We start from the raw sequence: 15,537 nt of genomic DNA, 5'->3' as shown, positions 1-15,537 counted from the left end.
TTTAGAAGAAATTAAAGAATTTCATAATATAGAGATTAAAGCGAACCTGTCTCGAGTAGTAATAATTTCCACCATTTTCATAGAGTTCGGCACCGTGAAAGATAGAAATAGGGTTAATATAGGTGTAGGTCTTCCCTGTAGTATTACCAAGAATTGGAGCGACCGTTTCTCGGGAGTAACGTTTGGCTAGGGCCAAAGTATTTTCCTTACCATTCTGAGCAATAAAGTCGATATAGGCAGGTCCAAAATTATAGGCTTGAACGGCGGTCCAGACATCTACTCCTTTGCTCTGTGCCAAATAGAGGTTATCGGTTAGAGTCTGAACCCCTTGGCGAATACTAGAAGCATCGTCTTTGATAGTATTGGTAGCGCCACTAGCAGACTCACTAGACTGCATGACATCTCGCTCTTTACCCTTCGTTTCGGTATAAATCATGGCGAGCACCAACTCTTCATTGGCTGGAGTATCTCTTTCGCTCAAGATTTCTCGCACCATGGGTTGGTAGGTCATGACTTGTTTAACATCCTGATGGATATGATAAGCTTTGTATCCTGCAAAAAGGAAGACTGCTAGCACAAGCACTCTTCTTATAAATTTAAACATTATTTACTTTGAATATCCTCGATATTTTTGATTAAGATAGAATAGGTTCCATTGTCATTTTGGATAAACTCGACCGATTCCGCATCTTGATAGACGTTATTGGGAACGATGAGCTCAATTCCATTTGACAAGGAAAGTTTTTGGTTTTCAAATTTCTTTAATTGGCGACTGGCATCAATTTCATCAAACTGGACTGGTTCTGGTACAGCTTCCTTGACTTGGTCGATAAAGCTCAAGCGAGCTGTCAGATTGTTGTCAAAAAGGTCATTAGCCAATTTTTCAGGTGACAGTTCATTGCTTTCTTCAAGATTGTTGAAAATCGCTGATTTGACCTTGGATTGGAATTGAAAATCATCTGTGTTAAAGGACTCTGCAATTCTCTGAGCCGTTTTTTCCAGTTCCTTGATGGATTTCTTGGGAGAAATCTTAGGAGCAACAGCAAGAAGATTTTCTGAAAAGTAGTTCAAAAAACTTCCATTGTACTTGATTCGTTTCTCGATGAGGTGGTACTTGCGGCTTTGAAGATTGACGACCAAGGCCTCATCAGCCCCCGTTCCAAATCCCGGCAGGTTATTCTGAGTCAGCTTGATTGGATTATCAACTTCTCCTCCAAGGTGGGTCAAGGTTTCCCGTAGAGCAATTCGCAAGAAAGCGAAATGTTCCACGCCTTCTTTAGAAAACTCAACAAAAACCAAGTCATTGGTCTTGAGATTTTCTGAAATGCTGAACTCCTCTTTCCAGAGATTAGCCAGGGTTACTGATGTCTCCAACAAATCATCTGTGATGTGATTGAAGAAGGGATTTTCTTCTTCGAAAATCCCAGTCTTAGCTTCATCCGAATACACGCGTTCAATCTTTTTACGCAAGTATTCCTCGATTTTTGGAGTAATATTGAGAAACTTATCCGCTAAGAACAGCTCGGTATCTTCTGGGCTGAACTGATGGATAATAGCTTTCTTAATATAAATGTCCATAAAAGTATTAGTCCTCGTATAGTGGGAAGGCATCTGTCAACGCTTTGACTTCACTTCTCACTTCTTCTAAGACAGCCTCATTTTCTGCATTCTTAAGGGTTTTAATGATGAGTTCAGCAACTTTACGGCTTTCTTTTTCACCAAATCCACGTGCAGTGATGGCTGCTGCTCCGATACGAATCCCACTTGTCTTGAATGGTGACAAAGTTTCGTATGGGATTGAGTTTTTATTTAGGGTAATATTAACCTCATCCAGCAAGTTTTGAGCCACTTTTCCGTTTTCAACAACCTTAGTCACATCAACAAGGAAGAGGTGATTTTCAGTACCACCAGAAATGATACGGAAATCAGGGTCTTGCAAGAAAACTTCAACCATAGCCTTGCTGTTTTTGATGACATTAGCAGCATATTCCTTGAAGGCTGGGTCCAAAACTTCTTTGAAGGAAACAGCCTTAGCAGCGACAACATGCTCCAAAGGACCACCCTGAATACCAGGGAAAATAGCTGAGTTGATTTTCTTAGCTAGGTCTTCATCATTTGTCAAAATCAAACCACCACGTGGTCCACGAAGAGTTTTGTGGGTCGTTGTTGTAGTGATATGAGCGTATGGCACTGGACTTGGGTGAAGACCAGCTGCAACCAAGCCAGCGATATGCGCCATATCGACCATAAGCTTAGCCCCAACAGCATCAGCAATTTCACGGAATTTTGAGAAGTCGATAATTTGAGAATAGGCTGAAGCACCTGCTACGATCAATTTTGGTTTTACTTCTTGGGCTTGTTTCAAGATTGCATCAAAGTCCAAGAGTTCCGTTTCAGGATCAACACTGTAAGAAACAAAGTTGTAGGTTTGACCAGAGAAGCTAACTGGAGCTCCGTGGGTCAAGTGTCCACCTGCTGCCAAATCCATTCCCATTACAGTGTCACCAGGCTCAATCAAAGCCATATATGCTGCACAGTTGGCTTGGCTTCCTGAGTGAGGTTGGACATTGGCGAATTTAGCACCGAAAATTTCTTTTGCACGTTCAATAGCTAGAGTTTCTACCACGTCTACTACATCAGTTCCACCATAATAACGACGTCCTGGGTAACCCTCGGCATATTTGTTTGTCAAGATAGACCCTTGAGCTGCCATAACAGCCTTGGAAACCACGTTTTCCGAAGCAATCAACTCGATATTATTTTGTTGGCGTTCTTCTTCTTTGGCAATAGCATTCCAGAGATCAGCATCGTATGCTTTAAAATCGTCTTTATCAAAAATCATAGGTCTTCTCCTTTATAGTGTGACTGGTCCTTTAGTTTAAGAAAATATACTAAAAGATGCGAATAAACCGTTTCTGCACTTTATCACAAGTATAACCAACTTTTTCATAAAATGCATGAGCTCCCAGACGATGATCAGCAGAGTTTAAGCGGATAAACCCATAACCCCGTCTTTTTGCTTCTTGATCCAACCCTTGCAGTAAGCTTTTACCGATACCTTGCCCTTGTGCTTGAGGTGAAACCGCTAAGCCTAAGATATTAAATCCTGCTTTGGAATAGAGGGATTCATAAACTTCAGCATGGACATATCCAAGTAGGATATGACTAACTGCATCCTCATAACCAAGTAGGAAATGATGTGAATCCTGAGATAATCTAGCTAGTTGACTAGCTGTTTCCTCTGGACTAAAAGAATAGCCCAAAGCCTCTTGGTTAATCTCACATATAGCATTCACATCTGTTTCTTGCAAATCTCTTAGCATCTCACTCCTCCTCAAAAGAAATCTCTGGCAACTGAGCAAGAATGTCTTCTCGCTTAATCGCCCCCTGGCGTAAGATTTTCACCTTATCTCCAGACAAATCCAAAATCGTCGAATCCTGTCCAGTTAAAGAAGCATCGTCCTCCAGACCCAAAACCTCTTGGTCAAAATCCTCTAGAATTTGAGCAAAGGTCACTCCACTCGCCTGACCCGAGATATTGGCAGACGGCCCAATCAAGGGTCCTGTCTCTCGAATCAAATCCAGTGTAATGGGATAACTCGGCATCCGAAATCCCACCGTTGAAAGACCAGAATTGACCCAATAGGGAACTCGGTCATTGGCTTCGAGGATAATGGTCAAGGGACCCGGTAAAAAGGCCTCTACAATTTTTTCTAGATAAGTTGGCTGATTCTTTGAAAAGTGCAAGATGTCCTCTAGAGAAGCGACATTAAGATTGAGTGCCTTATCTCTAGGACGACGTTTGAGTTGGTAAACATGGTCGACAGCTTTTTCGTCTAAGGCCTTAGCAAAGAGACCATAAACTGTCTCTGTAGGCAAAACAACAGCTCCGCCCTTTGACAACTCTTGTCTAATCCTGTCCATCATCAACTACAACCATCCTATCTTGACCAAATTGGTCCTTGAGTGTTCGTATTCGTTTTTCAGGAAGATGTTTCCTAAAAAGCGCAGGAACACTTTGACCTTGCTTGTATCCAATTTCAAGGTAAATCTTACCACCATCTGTGAGATAGTCTTTTGCATCTTCCGCAATTCTGCGGTAAATAGCTAGGCCATCCTCATCTGCAAAGAGAGCTAGATGAGGTTCTGAATGCAAAACATTCAAACCAACCTCTGACTCATCTTCACGAGAGATATAGGGTGGATTGGATACAATTATATCATATTTTTCAGAAATTTCTGCAAAACAATCAGATTTTTTAAAAAATATATTAAGATTTTGATTTTTAGCATTCTCTGATGCAAGCTCTAAGGCGGCTTGGGAAATATCTGCTGCTGTTACTGACCAATCTGGTCTGTTTTTTGCTAATGCAAGAGCTATGGCACCACTTCCAGTCCCGATATCTAGAATATTAAGACTTTCCTCAGGATTTTCTGTGAGGATAAGTTCCACCAACTCTTCTGTTTCTGGACGAGGAATCAAAACTCGCTCATCCACTTTTAACTGCATTCCAAAGAAATCTGCCTGTCCGATGATATACTGAGCTGGTTTGTGAGTTGCTAACTGCTGGAAAATTCCTTTAACAAAAACTTCTTCCTCTTCCGTTACTTCCTGTTGAAGGGTAAAAACAAAGTCCGTAAAAGAGAGATTTTTCAGGCTACGATAGACAAAAGAGAGGCTTTCAGCTTCCTCTCCTTGTCTTATCAACTCTACTTCAAAATCTGAAAATAATTGAGCTAATTTCATTATTTGTTTAATTCTTCTAATTTTTGTGTTTGGTCATAGAGCACCAAGGCATCCACAACTTCATCTAATTTACCAGACAAAATGGTATCTAGTTTTTGGAGGGTCAAGCCAATACGGTGGTCTGTGACACGGTTTTGTGGGAAGTTATAAGTACGGATACGTTCAGAACGATCCCCAGTACCGATAGTAGACTTACGTTCAGCGTCTTGTTCATCTTGTGCAATTTGTGCAAAGTGGTCAGCAACACGCGCACGGATGATTTTCATGGCCTTCTCACGGTTTTTCTGCTGGGTACGTTCTTCCTGCATTTCAACCTTGATATTGGTTGGCAAATGAACGATACGCACGGCAGTTGCAACCTTATTGACGTTCTGTCCACCAGCACCAGATGCGTGGTAAATGTCAACACGAAGGTCTTTTGGATCAATATCGTATTCTACTTCTTCCACTTCAGGCATGACAAGGACTGTGGCAGTTGAGGTATGAACACGGCCTTGGCTTTCTGTCACAGGGACACGTTGCACACGGTGGGCACCTGATTCATACTTAAGCTTAGAATATACAGACTGACCCGAAACCATGGCAACCACTTCTTTGAAACCACCGACACCGTTCATAGAAGCTTCCATGACTTCAAAGCGCCATCCTTGGGTTTCTGCATACTTTTGGTACATGGTTAGAAGGTCTCCAGCAAAAAGTGCTGCTTCATCTCCACCAGCTGCTCCACGGATTTCAAGGATGATGTTCTTGTCATCGTTTGGATCCTTTGGAAGGAGCAAAATTTTGAGTTTTTCTTCGTATTCTTCTTTTTCAGCCTTGGCATCTTTGAGCTCTTGCTTGGCCATTTCTTCCAAGTCCGCATCTCCGCCTGATTCTTTAATCATCTCTTCGGCATCGACGATATTTTGAAGGACTTGTTTGTACTCACGGTAGGCAGTTACGGTGTCACGAGTAGAAGCCTCTTCTTTGGACAATTCCATGAAACGTTTGGTATCAGATACCACATCAGGGTCACTCAGCAATTCTCCTAATTCTTCATAACGGTCTTCTACAGCTTGTAGTTGATCATAGATGTTCATTTTTTCTCCTTATTTCTCAATTGTTAAATCATAGATTGCTACTACTTCGTTCTCAAATATTTCCCCAGTTTCTTTAAATCCATAACTGAGGTAACAAGATCTTGCATGTTCATTTTCTGGTTCATAAGACAACCAAAGTTTATTGCCTAAACCTACCGGCGCTGTCCGAACATAGTCTAGCACTTTATCCATAATTGGTTTAAAATATCCTTGGTTTTGAAAATTCTTATCAATCATAAAACGAAATAGTAAATAATTTCCACTACTAATTCCGATCTTTTTATCATAAGCTATCATCACAAAACCTATAATTGCATCATTATCATAAACTGCCAATGGAGCTACAAAATTTCCATTTTTAGTGTAGACATATGCTTCAGCTAAACTAATTGCGTTGGTCGCAATGAATTGTTTTTGATATTCCTTGACATCCAAATTCAAAACATCAAAATAATTTTCCATTGTAACATCTCTTAGTTCAATTGTCATAGTTGTGCTCCTTGTTAGATGTTATCATTGGCGCAAAATAATGTTTTCGGCAGACTGAGATATAGGTTTCATTGCCACCTATTTGAATTTGTTCACCATCATAGACTGGCACACCATCCTGCGTACGCAATACCATAGTCGCCTTTTTCTTACAGTACTGACAGATGGTCTTGATTTCGTCAATCTTGTCTGCTAAGAGCAAGAGATATTTGGAACCTTCGAACAATTCATTACGGAAGTCATTTTTCAAACCAAAAGCCATGACAGGTATGTCTAGCTCATCCACAACACGAGCAAGGTCATAAACATGGTGACGCTTGAGAAACTGGGCCTCATCAACCAACACACAGTAAGGTTTTTCAGGTAAGTTTCGGATATAGCCGAAGATATCCGTCGTTTCCTCAATCGCAATGGCTGGGCGTTTCATGCCAATCCGACTAGATACATAGCCAACACCGTCACGTGTATCCAGAGCCGAAGTCATAATCACAACTCCCTTTCCTTGCTCCTCGTAGTTATAGGCCACCTTGAGAATCTCAATCGTCTTACCAGAGTTCATGGTCCCATAACGATAATACAACTGTGCCATGCTTCTATTTCACGTCCATTTCTAAATTTTTGCTACATTCTAGTATATCATAATTTTCTGAAGCTTTAAACGGCAAAATGTGGTAAAATAGAAGAAATCAAAAACTAGTGGAGGAAGCTACTATGCCATTTGTACGCATCGATTTATTTGAAGGTCGAACGCTCGAGCAAAAGAAAGCTCTTGCTAAGGAAGTAACGGAAGCTGTTGTCCGCAACACTGGAGCCCCTCAATCAGCCGTTCATGTCATCATCAACGACATGCCAGAAGGAACCTACTTCCCTCAAGGGGAAATGCGCACCAAATAATCCAGCTTAAGCAGAATTGCTTAGGCTTTTTCAATCTCCAAGTAGCATCCATTGAAGAAATAGTCTAATTTTGTTACAATTTGAAGAGATGCTTGGATACCTATCCTAAGAAAAGAAATACAAAAGGAATTAGTATGATTACACGTGAATTTGATACCATCGCTGCTATCTCTACTCCACTAGGTGAAGGAGCCATTGGTATTGTCCGCCTGAGCGGAACAGATAGCTTTGCCATTGCGCAAAAGATTTTTAAAGGAAAAGACTTGAGCAAGGTTGCAAGCCATACCCTCAACTACGGTCACATTATTGACCCGCAGACAGGGAAGGTCATGGACGAAGTTATGGTTGGAGCTATGAAGTCTCCAAAGACCTTCACTCGTGAGGATATTATCGAGATTAACACTCACGGTGGGATTGCGGTGACCAATGAGATTCTCCAACTAGCTATCCGTGAAGGAGCTCGGTTGGCAGAACCTGGTGAATTTACCAAACGCGCCTTTCTAAACGGTCGTGTGGACTTGACACAGGCCGAGGCAGTGATGGACATCATCCGTGCCAAGACAGACAAGGCCATGAATATTGCAGTCAAACAATTGGACGGTTCTCTTTCTGACCTCATTAATAATACTCGCCAAGAAATCCTCAATACACTTGCCCAAGTTGAGGTCAATATTGACTATCCTGAGTATGACGATGTTGAGGAAGCCACTACTGCTGTTGTCCGCGAGAAGACTATGGAGTTTGAGCAGTTGCTAACCAATCTCCTTCGAACAGCCCGTCGCGGTAAGATCCTTCGTGAGGGAATTTCAACTGCCATCATCGGCCGTCCCAATGTTGGGAAATCCAGTCTTCTCAATAATCTCCTTCGTGAAGATAAGGCCATCGTAACAGACATCGCAGGTACTACTCGAGATGTCATCGAAGAATACGTCAATATCAATGGTGTTCCTCTTAAATTGATTGATACAGCTGGTATCCGGGAAACAGATGACATCGTCGAACAAATCGGTGTCGAGCGTTCGAAAAAAGCCCTCAAGGAAGCTGACTTGGTGCTACTAGTGCTAAATGCCAGTGAACCACTGACCGCCCAAGATCGCCAACTCTTAGAAATCAGTCAGTATACTAATCGAATCATTCTTCTCAACAAAACTGACCTGCCTGAAGCGATTGAAACTTCTGAACTTCCAGAAGATGTCATCCGTATTTCAGTTCTTAAAAACCAAAACATTGATAAGATTGAAGAACGAATTAATGACCTCTTCTTTGAAAATGCTGGCTTGGTCGAGCAAGATGCTACTTACTTGTCCAACGCCCGTCACATTTCCTTGATTGAAAAAGCAGTCGAAAGCTTACAAGCTGTTAACGAAGGGCTGGAACTGGGTATGCCAGTTGATTTGCTTCAAGTAGATTTGACCCGTACTTGGGAAATTCTCGGAGAAATTACTGGAGATGCCGCACCTGATGAACTCATTACCCAACTCTTTAGCCAATTCTGTTTAGGAAAATAAGAAAAATCCATGATCGTTCTTGCGGTCATGGATTTTATTGTCTTTGTTAGTAATCTGGTCTTAAAACACCAGTTACAGTTGCCTTAGTCGCTTCGTAGTCGCCATCTACAACAACTTTGATAATGCGTTTGGCATCTTCTTCTGGTGCTGGAACGAGAGGTAGACGAGTTGGTCCAGCTTCAAATCCCATGTAGTTCAAAACTGCCTTGACAGGTGCAGGACTTGGATAAGAGAAGAGAGCATTGACCTTAGGGATGAATTTACGCTGAATAGCTGCAGCTTTCTTCATGTCGCTTTCTGCAATGGCAGTGAACATTTCGTGCATTTCGTCCCCATTTGTATGAGAGGCAACAGAAATAACCCCATCTGCACCAAGGTTCATAGCATGGAAGGCATCTCCATCCTCACCTGTATAAATCAAGAACTCTTCTGGCTTGTGCTCAATCAAGTAAGCCATATTAGCCAAGCTGGTACATTCTTTAACACCGATGATATTTGGGTGGTCTGCCAAACGAAGCATAGTTTCTGGAGTCAATTCGACAACCACGCGCCCTGGAATGTTATAAATGATAATAGGTAAATCTGATGCATCTGCAATAGCTTTAAAGTGCTGGTACATGCCTTCTTGAGAAGGTTTGTTGTAGTATGGTACGATAGCAAGTCCAGCAGCGAAGCCACCAAAGTCTGCGACTTCTTTGACAAATTCAATCGAGTCACGTGTATCATTGGTACCTACACCTGCAATCAAAGGAACACGTCCATTGACAATCTTTTGTACAGCTGCAAAGAGTTCCAACTCTTCATCGTGGGTCAAAGTTGGACTCTCAGCAGTCGTTCCAGCTAGAAGAATTCCATCTGTATGATGGGCCAACAAATGCTCGATCAATGCTGGAATAGCATCAAAGTTGATGGAGCCATCCTCATGGAAAGGGGTAATAAAGGCCGTGATGATTTTACACTCTTTTAAATCTTGATAAGACATGAGAAACACCTCTCTATTTCAAAGAAGGAGTTCATCTGAACTCCTAAACGATATGACTATTTTAATTCAAATTTCAACTCAGCTGTTGGACGAACCAATCCACGTTCGTGAAGCGTTTCTGCAATCTGAACTGAGTTCCAGGCAGCACCTTTGAGAAGGTTATCTGAAACAACCCACATATGGATTCCTTTTTCAGCATCTAAGTCTTTACGGATACGACCAACAAAGGTATCACGTGAACCAACAGCATTGATAGCTTGTGGATAGATTTGATGAGCTACATCATCTTCAAGAACTGCACCTGGGAAGGCTGCGATAGCTGCTTTCACTTCTTCTATTGGAGCCACTTCTTTTGTTTCAATGTAAACAGACTCAGAGTGAGCAGACAAGACAGGAATACGCACACATGTTGCAGACACTGCGATGCTATCATCTTCCATGATTTTCTTCGTTTCCTTAGTCATCTTCATCTCTTCGTAAGTGTAATCATTGTCCGTGAAGACATCGATTTGTGGAAGAGCGTTAAAGGCGATAGGATAGTGTTTCTTGTCACCACCTGAAGGCAAGATTTCCGCATGCAAATCACGTGGATTCACACCGTCATTCAAGACTTCACGGAGTTCACGTTGTGTTTCAAGAATCGCTCCCATACCAGCACCTGAAACCGCTTGGTAAGTTGAAACGATGATACGGTCCAAGCCCCATTTTTGACGAACTGGCTCAAGAGCCACCATCATTTGGATTGTTGAACAGTTAGGGCAGGCAATAATCCCGTTGTGGGCATCAAGTGCATGAGCATTGACCTCTGGAACAACCAAAGGAACATCAGGATTTTGACGGAAATAAGATGTATTATCTACTACTACCGCTCCAGCTTGAACTGCGTATGGTGCATACTTAGCTGATGTCGAACCACCTGCTGAGAAGAGTGCAATATCAACACCCTCAAAAGCGGTCTCAGTCGTTTCTTCAATCGTAATATCTTGGTCTTTAAATTTCAAAGTCTTGCCTGCTGAACGTGCAGAAGCAAGGTAACGAATTTTATCGATTGGAAGTGTTGATTCTTCCAACATTTTTATCATCTGAGCTCCGACAGCACCTGTCGCGCCGACTACAGCAACTGTATATCCCATAAATAACCTCTTTCGGAATTTTCTAAAAATTTCTATAATAGATGTATTATACTACTTTTTCCAGAAATTGAAAAGCATTTTTGGGTTATATTTTCTGAAAATTAAAAATCCCTAGTCATTGACCAGGGACTAAGAGGCATCTTCATGTGATGAGCAGGTTCACACAACTCATCAAGGTCCGCTCCTGCGTTATGACCTCCTTATGCTCAATAGCATTCCGAAGACTGCCTATCGACTCATCGCATCTACTATTCTACTAGATAGAGTCACTTTTGTCAACAGCCAAAACTCTTTGCTTCATTTATACAGGTGCATAAGAAATATCTTTGAAAAATTTGGGTCAGACATAACAAAAACCCTTGTAAATAAGGGTTTTTGTATCTATTTAATGCTAATTGCCGGGATTGAACCGGCGACCTCATCCTTACCATGGATGCGCTCTGCCAACTGAGCTAAATCAGCTTACCTAAAAAGTATACTATAGTTCTATGTTCTTGTCAAGCGCTCTCTTTTAATTTATGGAATGAAAAAAGCTAGACTTATCAAGAATCTAGCTTATAAACTTCTTATTTTGTTAGATCGATTCGCTGTCCCAGTTTACCAATCAAAATCGCTCCCACTATAAGTGATGCAAACTCACCAATTCCAGTAGAGAACCATGTGAAGAAGAAGGGAGCTTCTGTCAAGATATGAAGTTCGGCTGCAATGGTAATCATTGAAATGGAGAAGAGGATTGAAAAGAAGAAATGATCTTTTCGAATCAATCCGTTAAAGAGGTAATCTTTGCTGTATTTTGCAAAGAGCCATACACCTAGACTAAGGAAAACTAAGGTAGAACCTCCACCGACAAAGACATCTATTAGGCCAAAACTACTAAATAAATTAGCAATCATGCAACCAATCGTCACACCAATGATGTATTTAGGGTTGTAAAATGCCAAGAAATTCAACATTTCTGAAATACGGAACTGATACGCCCCAAAACTAAGAACATTGATTGGTTGTGTAATAGTCAAAACCACATAAATAGCAGCAACAATAGCAATATCTGCCATGTCACGAACAGTTAAATTTTTCATGTTTTCTCCTTTAGCGGTTTCCCGCGTAAAATATGCTTGGTGAAAGAAGCTAAGCACCAAGGGTTGAGGTTATCAACCTTACTAGTATAGCACATTAGCCCGCTTTATGCTATACTAAAATCATGAAAAGACTAATAAAAGCTTTCTTTGATAACGAGATTCTCTCCTACCTATTTTTTGGTAGTGCTACTACTCTGGTTTCTATTGTATCGCGTTTGGTTATTTACCATATCAGCCACCAGGAAATCCTCGCAACTGCCCTCGCTAATATTATCGGGATTCTCTTTGCCTTTCTCACAAATGATACAATCGTCTTTAAACAAGAGAGAAGGAATTGGCCAACCCGCCTGGCTAAGTTTTTCTTAGCTCGTCTTTCTACTCTTGGTCTTGACGTTCTTTTAACTTATATCTTTGTTACAACCTTTCCTGACATTATTGGCCAGTTTGTCGAATTTAATATAGATAGAGTTAATACGATTGAAACTATCCTAGCACAAATCTTGATCATCATTTTAAACTATATTTTCAGTAAAATCTATATTTTTAAAGGGAACAACTGACCACTTTGAGCGTTCAAGTTGCTTTTTGTCACAATTTAGGATATAATAAATTAGAAAATTAGGAAAGGAATTTATGAAAATGTTAAAGGATCTTAAAGAATTTTTGCTTCGTGGTAATGTCGTTGACCTTGCTGTCGGTGTGATCATTGCCTCTGCATTTGGTGCTATCGTTACTTCATTTGTTAACGATATCATCACTCCACTTCTATTGAACCCAGCTTTGGAAGCTGCGAAAGTACAAAACATCGCTGAGCTTGCATGGAATGGTGTTGGTTACGGTAGCTTCTTGAGCGCTGTTATTAACTTCCTTGTTGTGGGTACAGTTCTTTTCTTTGTTATCAAAGGTATTGAAAAAGCTCAAAAACTTCGTAAGAAAGAGGAAGTGGTTGAGGAAGCTCCTGCTGCTCCAACTGAACTTGAAGTTCTTCAAGAAATCAAAGCTCTTCTTGAAAAAAAATAAGACAGATAAAGGATCTAGCTTAAAGCTAAATCCTTTTTTCTTTACTCTTTTGGTAACTTACCAGCCTTTTCGAGCATTTTCTTAATTAAGTATGGCATCTTCACATTTTCACGGCCTTTTTTCTCAATGAGTTTTTTGACAAATTCTGGCATCTGAAGGTCGTCTGTCTCCTCCATAATGTCCTTGGTAGTTGCCGAAGGCGCTAACTCATCAAAGGTTTCTTCTTCTGGGAGAAAAGCTTTAAATTCTTTGTGTTCGTTGGCTCTTACAGTAGCAACTAAAGCGTCAATTAAACGGCTATCCGTATTGGGCATCGGTGGACGATGGTAAGTGACACCTAATTCTTGACACAAATCATAACATTCCACATCATTATCGAACAAGACTTCGATGTGCTCACTGATAAAGCTAATCGGAACAAAAATATAATGTTCTGGATGTTGCTTTTGTTCTCGTAAATATTCTAAGACATCTGGCTTAATCCAAGGAATTCCAATATCGCTTTCGCTCTGCCAAGTATTGGTATACTGGTCTGTCATTAGGCCGAGTTGTTCAGCAATGAGCTTGCTATTATCGAAAATCTGATCGATATAAGGATCTCCAAAGTCCAAGGCAAAAATGGGGACGCTATGAGCTGAAAAGATTACCTTGAAGGATTCTTCTCCCACATGGTTTCGTAAAATTTTTCTAATCTCATCTGTCCAGAAGTCCAGCAAAGGCTGTTGTTGATACCAGTCCTTAATAACTAAAAATCGGATCTGCTGGCTTTCCAAAAACTTCTCATACCCCATGACTGAGTAAAAAGAATAATGAGGTTCCAAAATCAAACAGATACATTCTTCAATGCCATCAGTCTCCATCTGCTTGATCACATCTGGAATAAAGGGACGAGAAAATTTGTTGGCAAAGTAGATACCGTACTCCTCCCCTAAACGTTCTTTGACTAAATTGACCTCCTCATGTGTAATCCGCTGCAAAGGCGTCCCACCGATACGAACATAGTTGTCATAGAGAGTCTGGATTTCGTGGTCTTGGGGTCTAACTCCACGACGAATATTGGTAAAAAAATCCGCCACACTTTCAAAGGTAATCTCTTCTGGCGAACCGAATGTCATCATTAAAATTGCTTTTTTCATTGATATGTCCTTGTGATGTTTTTTTCAATTACCATTCTACCATGAAATATATCATAAATAAACGCTTTCATTCATTTTATTTTTATTTACTTCTCTTTGTCTTTCTCTCTATTCTATGATACAATGAAAAAAATGATTATTAAAGGAGTTTTTATGTCTTATCCGAACCTTTTGGAACGTTTTCTGACCTACGTCAAGGTCAACACGCGTTCTGATGAACACTCTACTACTACTCCAAGTACGCAGAGCCAGGTAGATTTTGCGACCACTGTTCTTCTTCCCGAAATGAAGCGTGTCGGTCTGCAAAACGTCTACTACCTTCCAAATGGTTTTGCCATTGGTACCTTACCAGCTAATGATCCCAGCCTGACACGTAAGATTGGATTTATCTCCCACATGGATACAGCTGATTTCAATGCTGAGGGAGTTAATCCACAGGTGATTGAAAACTACGATGGCGGATCTATCGACTTAGGTAATTCTGGATTTAAACTGGATCCCGCTGATTTCAAGAGCCTTGAAAAATATCCAGGTCAAACGCTTATCACAACAGATGGCACGACCTTGCTAGGTGCTGATGACAAGTCAGGGATTGCTGAAATTATGACTGCTATCGAATATTTGACAGCTCATCCCGAAATCAAGCATTGTGAAATTCGAGTTGGTTTTGGTCCCGATGAAGAAATTGGCGTCGGTGCTAATCAATTTGATGCAGAAGATTTTGATGTTGACTTTGCCTACACTGTTGATGGTGGTCCTCTAGGTGAGCTTCAGTACGAGACTTTCTCAGCAGCAGCTGCTGAACTCCATTTTCAAGGACGCAATGTTCACCCTGGTACTGCCAAAGGTCAAATGGTCAATGCCCTTCAGTTAGCAATTGATTTTCATAATCAACTTCCTGAGAATGATCGTCCTGAACTGACAGAAGGTTACCAAGGTTTCTATCATCTTATGGATGTGTCAGGTGGTGTCGAGGAGGCGCGTGCAAGCTATATCATTCGTGATTTTGAAAAAGATGCATTTGAAGCGCGTAAAGCAGCTATGCAGTCTATCGCTGACAAGATGAATCGAGAGCTTGGGAATGATCGCGTTAGCTTGACTCTGACAGACCAGTACTACAATATGAAGGAAGTCATTGAAAAAGATATGACACCCGTTACTATTGCTAAAGCTGTTATGGAAGATCTAGGGATTACGCCTATTATCGAACCAATCCGCGGTGGGACAGATGGGTCTAAGATTTCCTTTATGGGAATCCCAACTCCAAATATCTTTGCGGGTGGGGAAAACATGCATGGACGTTTTGAATACGTCAGCCTTCAGACTATGGAGCGTGCGGTGGATACCATCATTGGCATTGTATCTTATAAAGACTAAAAAAAGACGAGGTAGCTCAGCTACTTCGCCTTTCTTTTTATTCGTTTGGTTGAGCACTTGTCTCGGTTTGCTCTTGCTATCAAAATCAACCAT

At 41.0% G+C, this 15,537-nt stretch carries 18 protein-coding genes, 1 tRNA gene and 1 riboswitch; of the genes, 5 read left to right on the top strand and 14 right to left on the bottom strand.

From position 1 onward, the window contains the following. Position 1: 1 nt before the first annotated feature. The 9 genes from MK396_RS05260 to MK396_RS05220 are packed head-to-tail and all read right to left on the bottom strand — an operon-like array spanning position 2 to position 6,904. Positions 2-604: a lysozyme family protein gene (locus tag MK396_RS05260; protein WP_004240129.1), complete on the bottom strand. Its 603-nt coding sequence runs from the start codon at positions 602-604 to the stop codon at positions 2-4. After that, entirely contained in the window at positions 604-1,578 is a 975-nt protein-coding gene (locus MK396_RS05255; protein ID WP_049489670.1) for a nucleoid-associated protein, read from the bottom strand. Before MK396_RS05255 ends, MK396_RS05260 begins: the two co-directional genes overlap by 1 nt. 7 nt (positions 1,579-1,585) lie before the next feature. Beyond that, positions 1,586-2,842: a serine hydroxymethyltransferase gene (gene glyA / locus MK396_RS05250; RefSeq protein WP_049489672.1), complete on the bottom strand. Its 1,257-nt coding sequence runs from the start codon at positions 2,840-2,842 to the stop codon at positions 1,586-1,588. 49 nt (positions 2,843-2,891) lie between these two features. Further along, on the bottom strand, positions 2,892-3,323 hold the full coding sequence (locus MK396_RS05245) for a GNAT family N-acetyltransferase (RefSeq protein WP_049489673.1): 432 nt from the start codon (positions 3,321-3,323) through the stop codon (positions 2,892-2,894). A gap of 1 nt (position 3,324) precedes the next feature. Then, positions 3,325-3,927: an L-threonylcarbamoyladenylate synthase gene (locus MK396_RS05240; RefSeq protein WP_268723882.1), complete on the bottom strand. Its 603-nt coding sequence runs from the start codon at positions 3,925-3,927 to the stop codon at positions 3,325-3,327. After that, entirely contained in the window at positions 3,911-4,747 is an 837-nt protein-coding gene (prmC, locus tag MK396_RS05235; RefSeq protein ID WP_268723881.1) for a peptide chain release factor N(5)-glutamine methyltransferase, read from the bottom strand. Before prmC ends, MK396_RS05240 begins: the two co-directional genes overlap by 17 nt. Then, positions 4,747-5,826, bottom strand: a complete 1,080-nt coding sequence (prfA, locus tag MK396_RS05230) for a peptide chain release factor 1 (RefSeq protein ID WP_268723880.1) — start codon at positions 5,824-5,826, stop codon at positions 4,747-4,749. The genes prmC and prfA overlap by 1 nt, the downstream gene beginning before the upstream one ends. Before the next feature lie 9 nt (positions 5,827-5,835). Next, a complete protein-coding gene (locus MK396_RS05225) occupies positions 5,836-6,315 on the bottom strand; it encodes a GNAT family N-acetyltransferase (protein ID WP_268723879.1) in 480 nt (159 codons plus the stop codon). After that, positions 6,305-6,904, bottom strand: a complete 600-nt coding sequence (locus tag MK396_RS05220) for a thymidine kinase (protein ID WP_268723878.1) — start codon at positions 6,902-6,904, stop codon at positions 6,305-6,307. The genes MK396_RS05225 and MK396_RS05220 overlap by 11 nt, the downstream gene beginning before the upstream one ends. A 122-nt stretch (positions 6,905-7,026) precedes the next feature. Here MK396_RS05220 and MK396_RS05215 point away from each other — a divergent pair, with 122 nt between their 5' ends. Continuing rightward, positions 7,027-7,209, top strand: a complete 183-nt coding sequence (locus MK396_RS05215) for a 4-oxalocrotonate tautomerase (protein ID WP_001117401.1) — start codon at positions 7,027-7,029, stop codon at positions 7,207-7,209. A 134-nt stretch (positions 7,210-7,343) separates the two neighbouring features. Then, positions 7,344-8,717 (top strand): tRNA uridine-5-carboxymethylaminomethyl(34) synthesis GTPase MnmE, encoded by a 1,374-nt coding sequence (gene mnmE / locus MK396_RS05210; protein WP_268723877.1) that lies wholly within the window; start codon positions 7,344-7,346, stop codon positions 8,715-8,717. Between the two features lie 46 nt (positions 8,718-8,763). Here mnmE and dapA read toward each other — a convergent pair whose 3' ends face one another. The 4 genes from dapA to MK396_RS05190 all read right to left on the bottom strand — a co-directional run bounded on the left by dapA (position 8,764) and on the right by MK396_RS05190 (position 11,911). After that, the gene (gene dapA, locus MK396_RS05205; protein ID WP_000121600.1) at positions 8,764-9,699 is read right to left on the bottom strand and encodes a 4-hydroxy-tetrahydrodipicolinate synthase; all 936 of its coding nucleotides are present in this window, start codon (positions 9,697-9,699) and stop codon (positions 8,764-8,766) included. A 56-nt stretch (positions 9,700-9,755) separates the two neighbouring features. Beyond that, the gene (locus tag MK396_RS05200) at positions 9,756-10,832 is read right to left on the bottom strand and encodes an aspartate-semialdehyde dehydrogenase (RefSeq protein ID WP_000542494.1); all 1,077 of its coding nucleotides are present in this window, start codon (positions 10,830-10,832) and stop codon (positions 9,756-9,758) included. 389 nt (positions 10,833-11,221) lie between these two features. Continuing rightward, a tRNA-Thr gene (locus tag MK396_RS05195) sits at positions 11,222-11,294 on the bottom strand. A 104-nt stretch (positions 11,295-11,398) separates the two neighbouring features. Then, positions 11,399-11,911 carry a QueT transporter family protein gene (locus MK396_RS05190; RefSeq protein ID WP_268723876.1) on the bottom strand — a complete coding sequence of 171 codons (513 nt, stop codon included), beginning with the start codon at positions 11,909-11,911 and terminating at the stop codon, positions 11,399-11,401. Then, a riboswitch (PreQ1 riboswitch) is annotated at positions 11,909-12,005 on the bottom strand. (Overlaps the previous gene by 3 nt.) A gap of 28 nt (positions 12,006-12,033) precedes the next feature. Between MK396_RS05190 and MK396_RS05185 the strand changes: the two genes are divergently transcribed. After that, positions 12,034-12,471, top strand: coding sequence for a GtrA family protein (locus MK396_RS05185; protein ID WP_070800312.1), 438 nt, complete (start codon positions 12,034-12,036; stop codon positions 12,469-12,471). 79 nt (positions 12,472-12,550) lie between these two features. Next, positions 12,551-12,931 carry a large conductance mechanosensitive channel protein MscL gene (gene mscL, locus MK396_RS05180; protein ID WP_268724025.1) on the top strand — a complete coding sequence of 127 codons (381 nt, stop codon included), beginning with the start codon at positions 12,551-12,553 and terminating at the stop codon, positions 12,929-12,931. Between the two features lie 41 nt (positions 12,932-12,972). On the opposite strand, the gene hemH is transcribed toward mscL, so the two are convergent. Beyond that, a complete protein-coding gene (hemH, locus tag MK396_RS05175; protein WP_268723875.1) occupies positions 12,973-14,067 on the bottom strand; it encodes a ferrochelatase in 1,095 nt (364 codons plus the stop codon). 153 nt (positions 14,068-14,220) lie between these two features. On the opposite strand from hemH, the gene pepT reads away from it, so the two are divergent. Further along, entirely contained in the window at positions 14,221-15,444 is a 1,224-nt protein-coding gene (pepT, locus tag MK396_RS05170) for a peptidase T (protein WP_268723874.1), read from the top strand. Positions 15,445-15,537 lie beyond the last annotated feature (93 nt).

The sequence above is a fragment of the Streptococcus oralis genome (genome assembly GCF_026782235.1).
GTDB lineage: Bacteria > Bacillota > Bacilli > Lactobacillales > Streptococcaceae > Streptococcus > Streptococcus oralis_CC.
The sequence above is the reverse complement of the archived record's forward strand: the minus strand, read 5'-3'. Positions and strand labels throughout refer to the sequence as shown.

What these genes read in the sequence shown, in the direction of transcription:
- MK396_RS05260 (WP_004240129.1), bottom strand. Translation starts at nt 604, where the DNA reads ATGTTTAAATTTATAAGAAGAGTGCTTGTGCTAGCAGTCTTCCTTTTT.
- MK396_RS05255 (WP_049489670.1), bottom strand. Translation starts at nt 1,578, where the DNA reads ATGGACATTTATATTAAGAAAGCTATTATCCATCAGTTCAGCCCAGAA.
- glyA (WP_049489672.1), bottom strand. Translation starts at nt 2,842, where the DNA reads ATGATTTTTGATAAAGACGATTTTAAAGCATACGATGCTGATCTCTGG.
- MK396_RS05245 (WP_049489673.1), bottom strand. Translation starts at nt 3,323, where the DNA reads ATGCTAAGAGATTTGCAAGAAACAGATGTGAATGCTATATGTGAGATT.
- MK396_RS05240 (WP_268723882.1), bottom strand. Translation starts at nt 3,927, where the DNA reads ATGATGGACAGGATTAGACAAGAGTTGTCAAAGGGCGGAGCTGTTGTT.
- prmC (WP_268723881.1), bottom strand. Translation starts at nt 4,747, where the DNA reads ATGAAATTAGCTCAATTATTTTCAGATTTTGAAGTAGAGTTGATAAGA.
- prfA (WP_268723880.1), bottom strand. Translation starts at nt 5,826, where the DNA reads ATGAACATCTATGATCAACTACAAGCTGTAGAAGACCGTTATGAAGAA.
- MK396_RS05225 (WP_268723879.1), bottom strand. Translation starts at nt 6,315, where the DNA reads ATGACAATTGAACTAAGAGATGTTACAATGGAAAATTATTTTGATGTT.
- MK396_RS05220 (WP_268723878.1), bottom strand. Translation starts at nt 6,904, where the DNA reads ATGGCACAGTTGTATTATCGTTATGGGACCATGAACTCTGGTAAGACG.
- MK396_RS05215 (WP_001117401.1), top strand. Translation starts at nt 7,027, where the DNA reads ATGCCATTTGTACGCATCGATTTATTTGAAGGTCGAACGCTCGAGCAA.
- mnmE (WP_268723877.1), top strand. Translation starts at nt 7,344, where the DNA reads ATGATTACACGTGAATTTGATACCATCGCTGCTATCTCTACTCCACTA.
- dapA (WP_000121600.1), bottom strand. Translation starts at nt 9,699, where the DNA reads ATGTCTTATCAAGATTTAAAAGAGTGTAAAATCATCACGGCCTTTATT.
- MK396_RS05200 (WP_000542494.1), bottom strand. Translation starts at nt 10,832, where the DNA reads ATGGGATATACAGTTGCTGTAGTCGGCGCGACAGGTGCTGTCGGAGCT.
- MK396_RS05190 (WP_268723876.1), bottom strand. Translation starts at nt 11,911, where the DNA reads ATGAAAAATTTAACTGTTCGTGACATGGCAGATATTGCTATTGTTGCT.
- MK396_RS05185 (WP_070800312.1), top strand. Translation starts at nt 12,034, where the DNA reads ATGAAAAGACTAATAAAAGCTTTCTTTGATAACGAGATTCTCTCCTAC.
- mscL (WP_268724025.1), top strand. Translation starts at nt 12,551, where the DNA reads ATGTTAAAGGATCTTAAAGAATTTTTGCTTCGTGGTAATGTCGTTGAC.
- hemH (WP_268723875.1), bottom strand. Translation starts at nt 14,067, where the DNA reads ATGAAAAAAGCAATTTTAATGATGACATTCGGTTCGCCAGAAGAGATT.
- pepT (WP_268723874.1), top strand. Translation starts at nt 14,221, where the DNA reads ATGTCTTATCCGAACCTTTTGGAACGTTTTCTGACCTACGTCAAGGTC.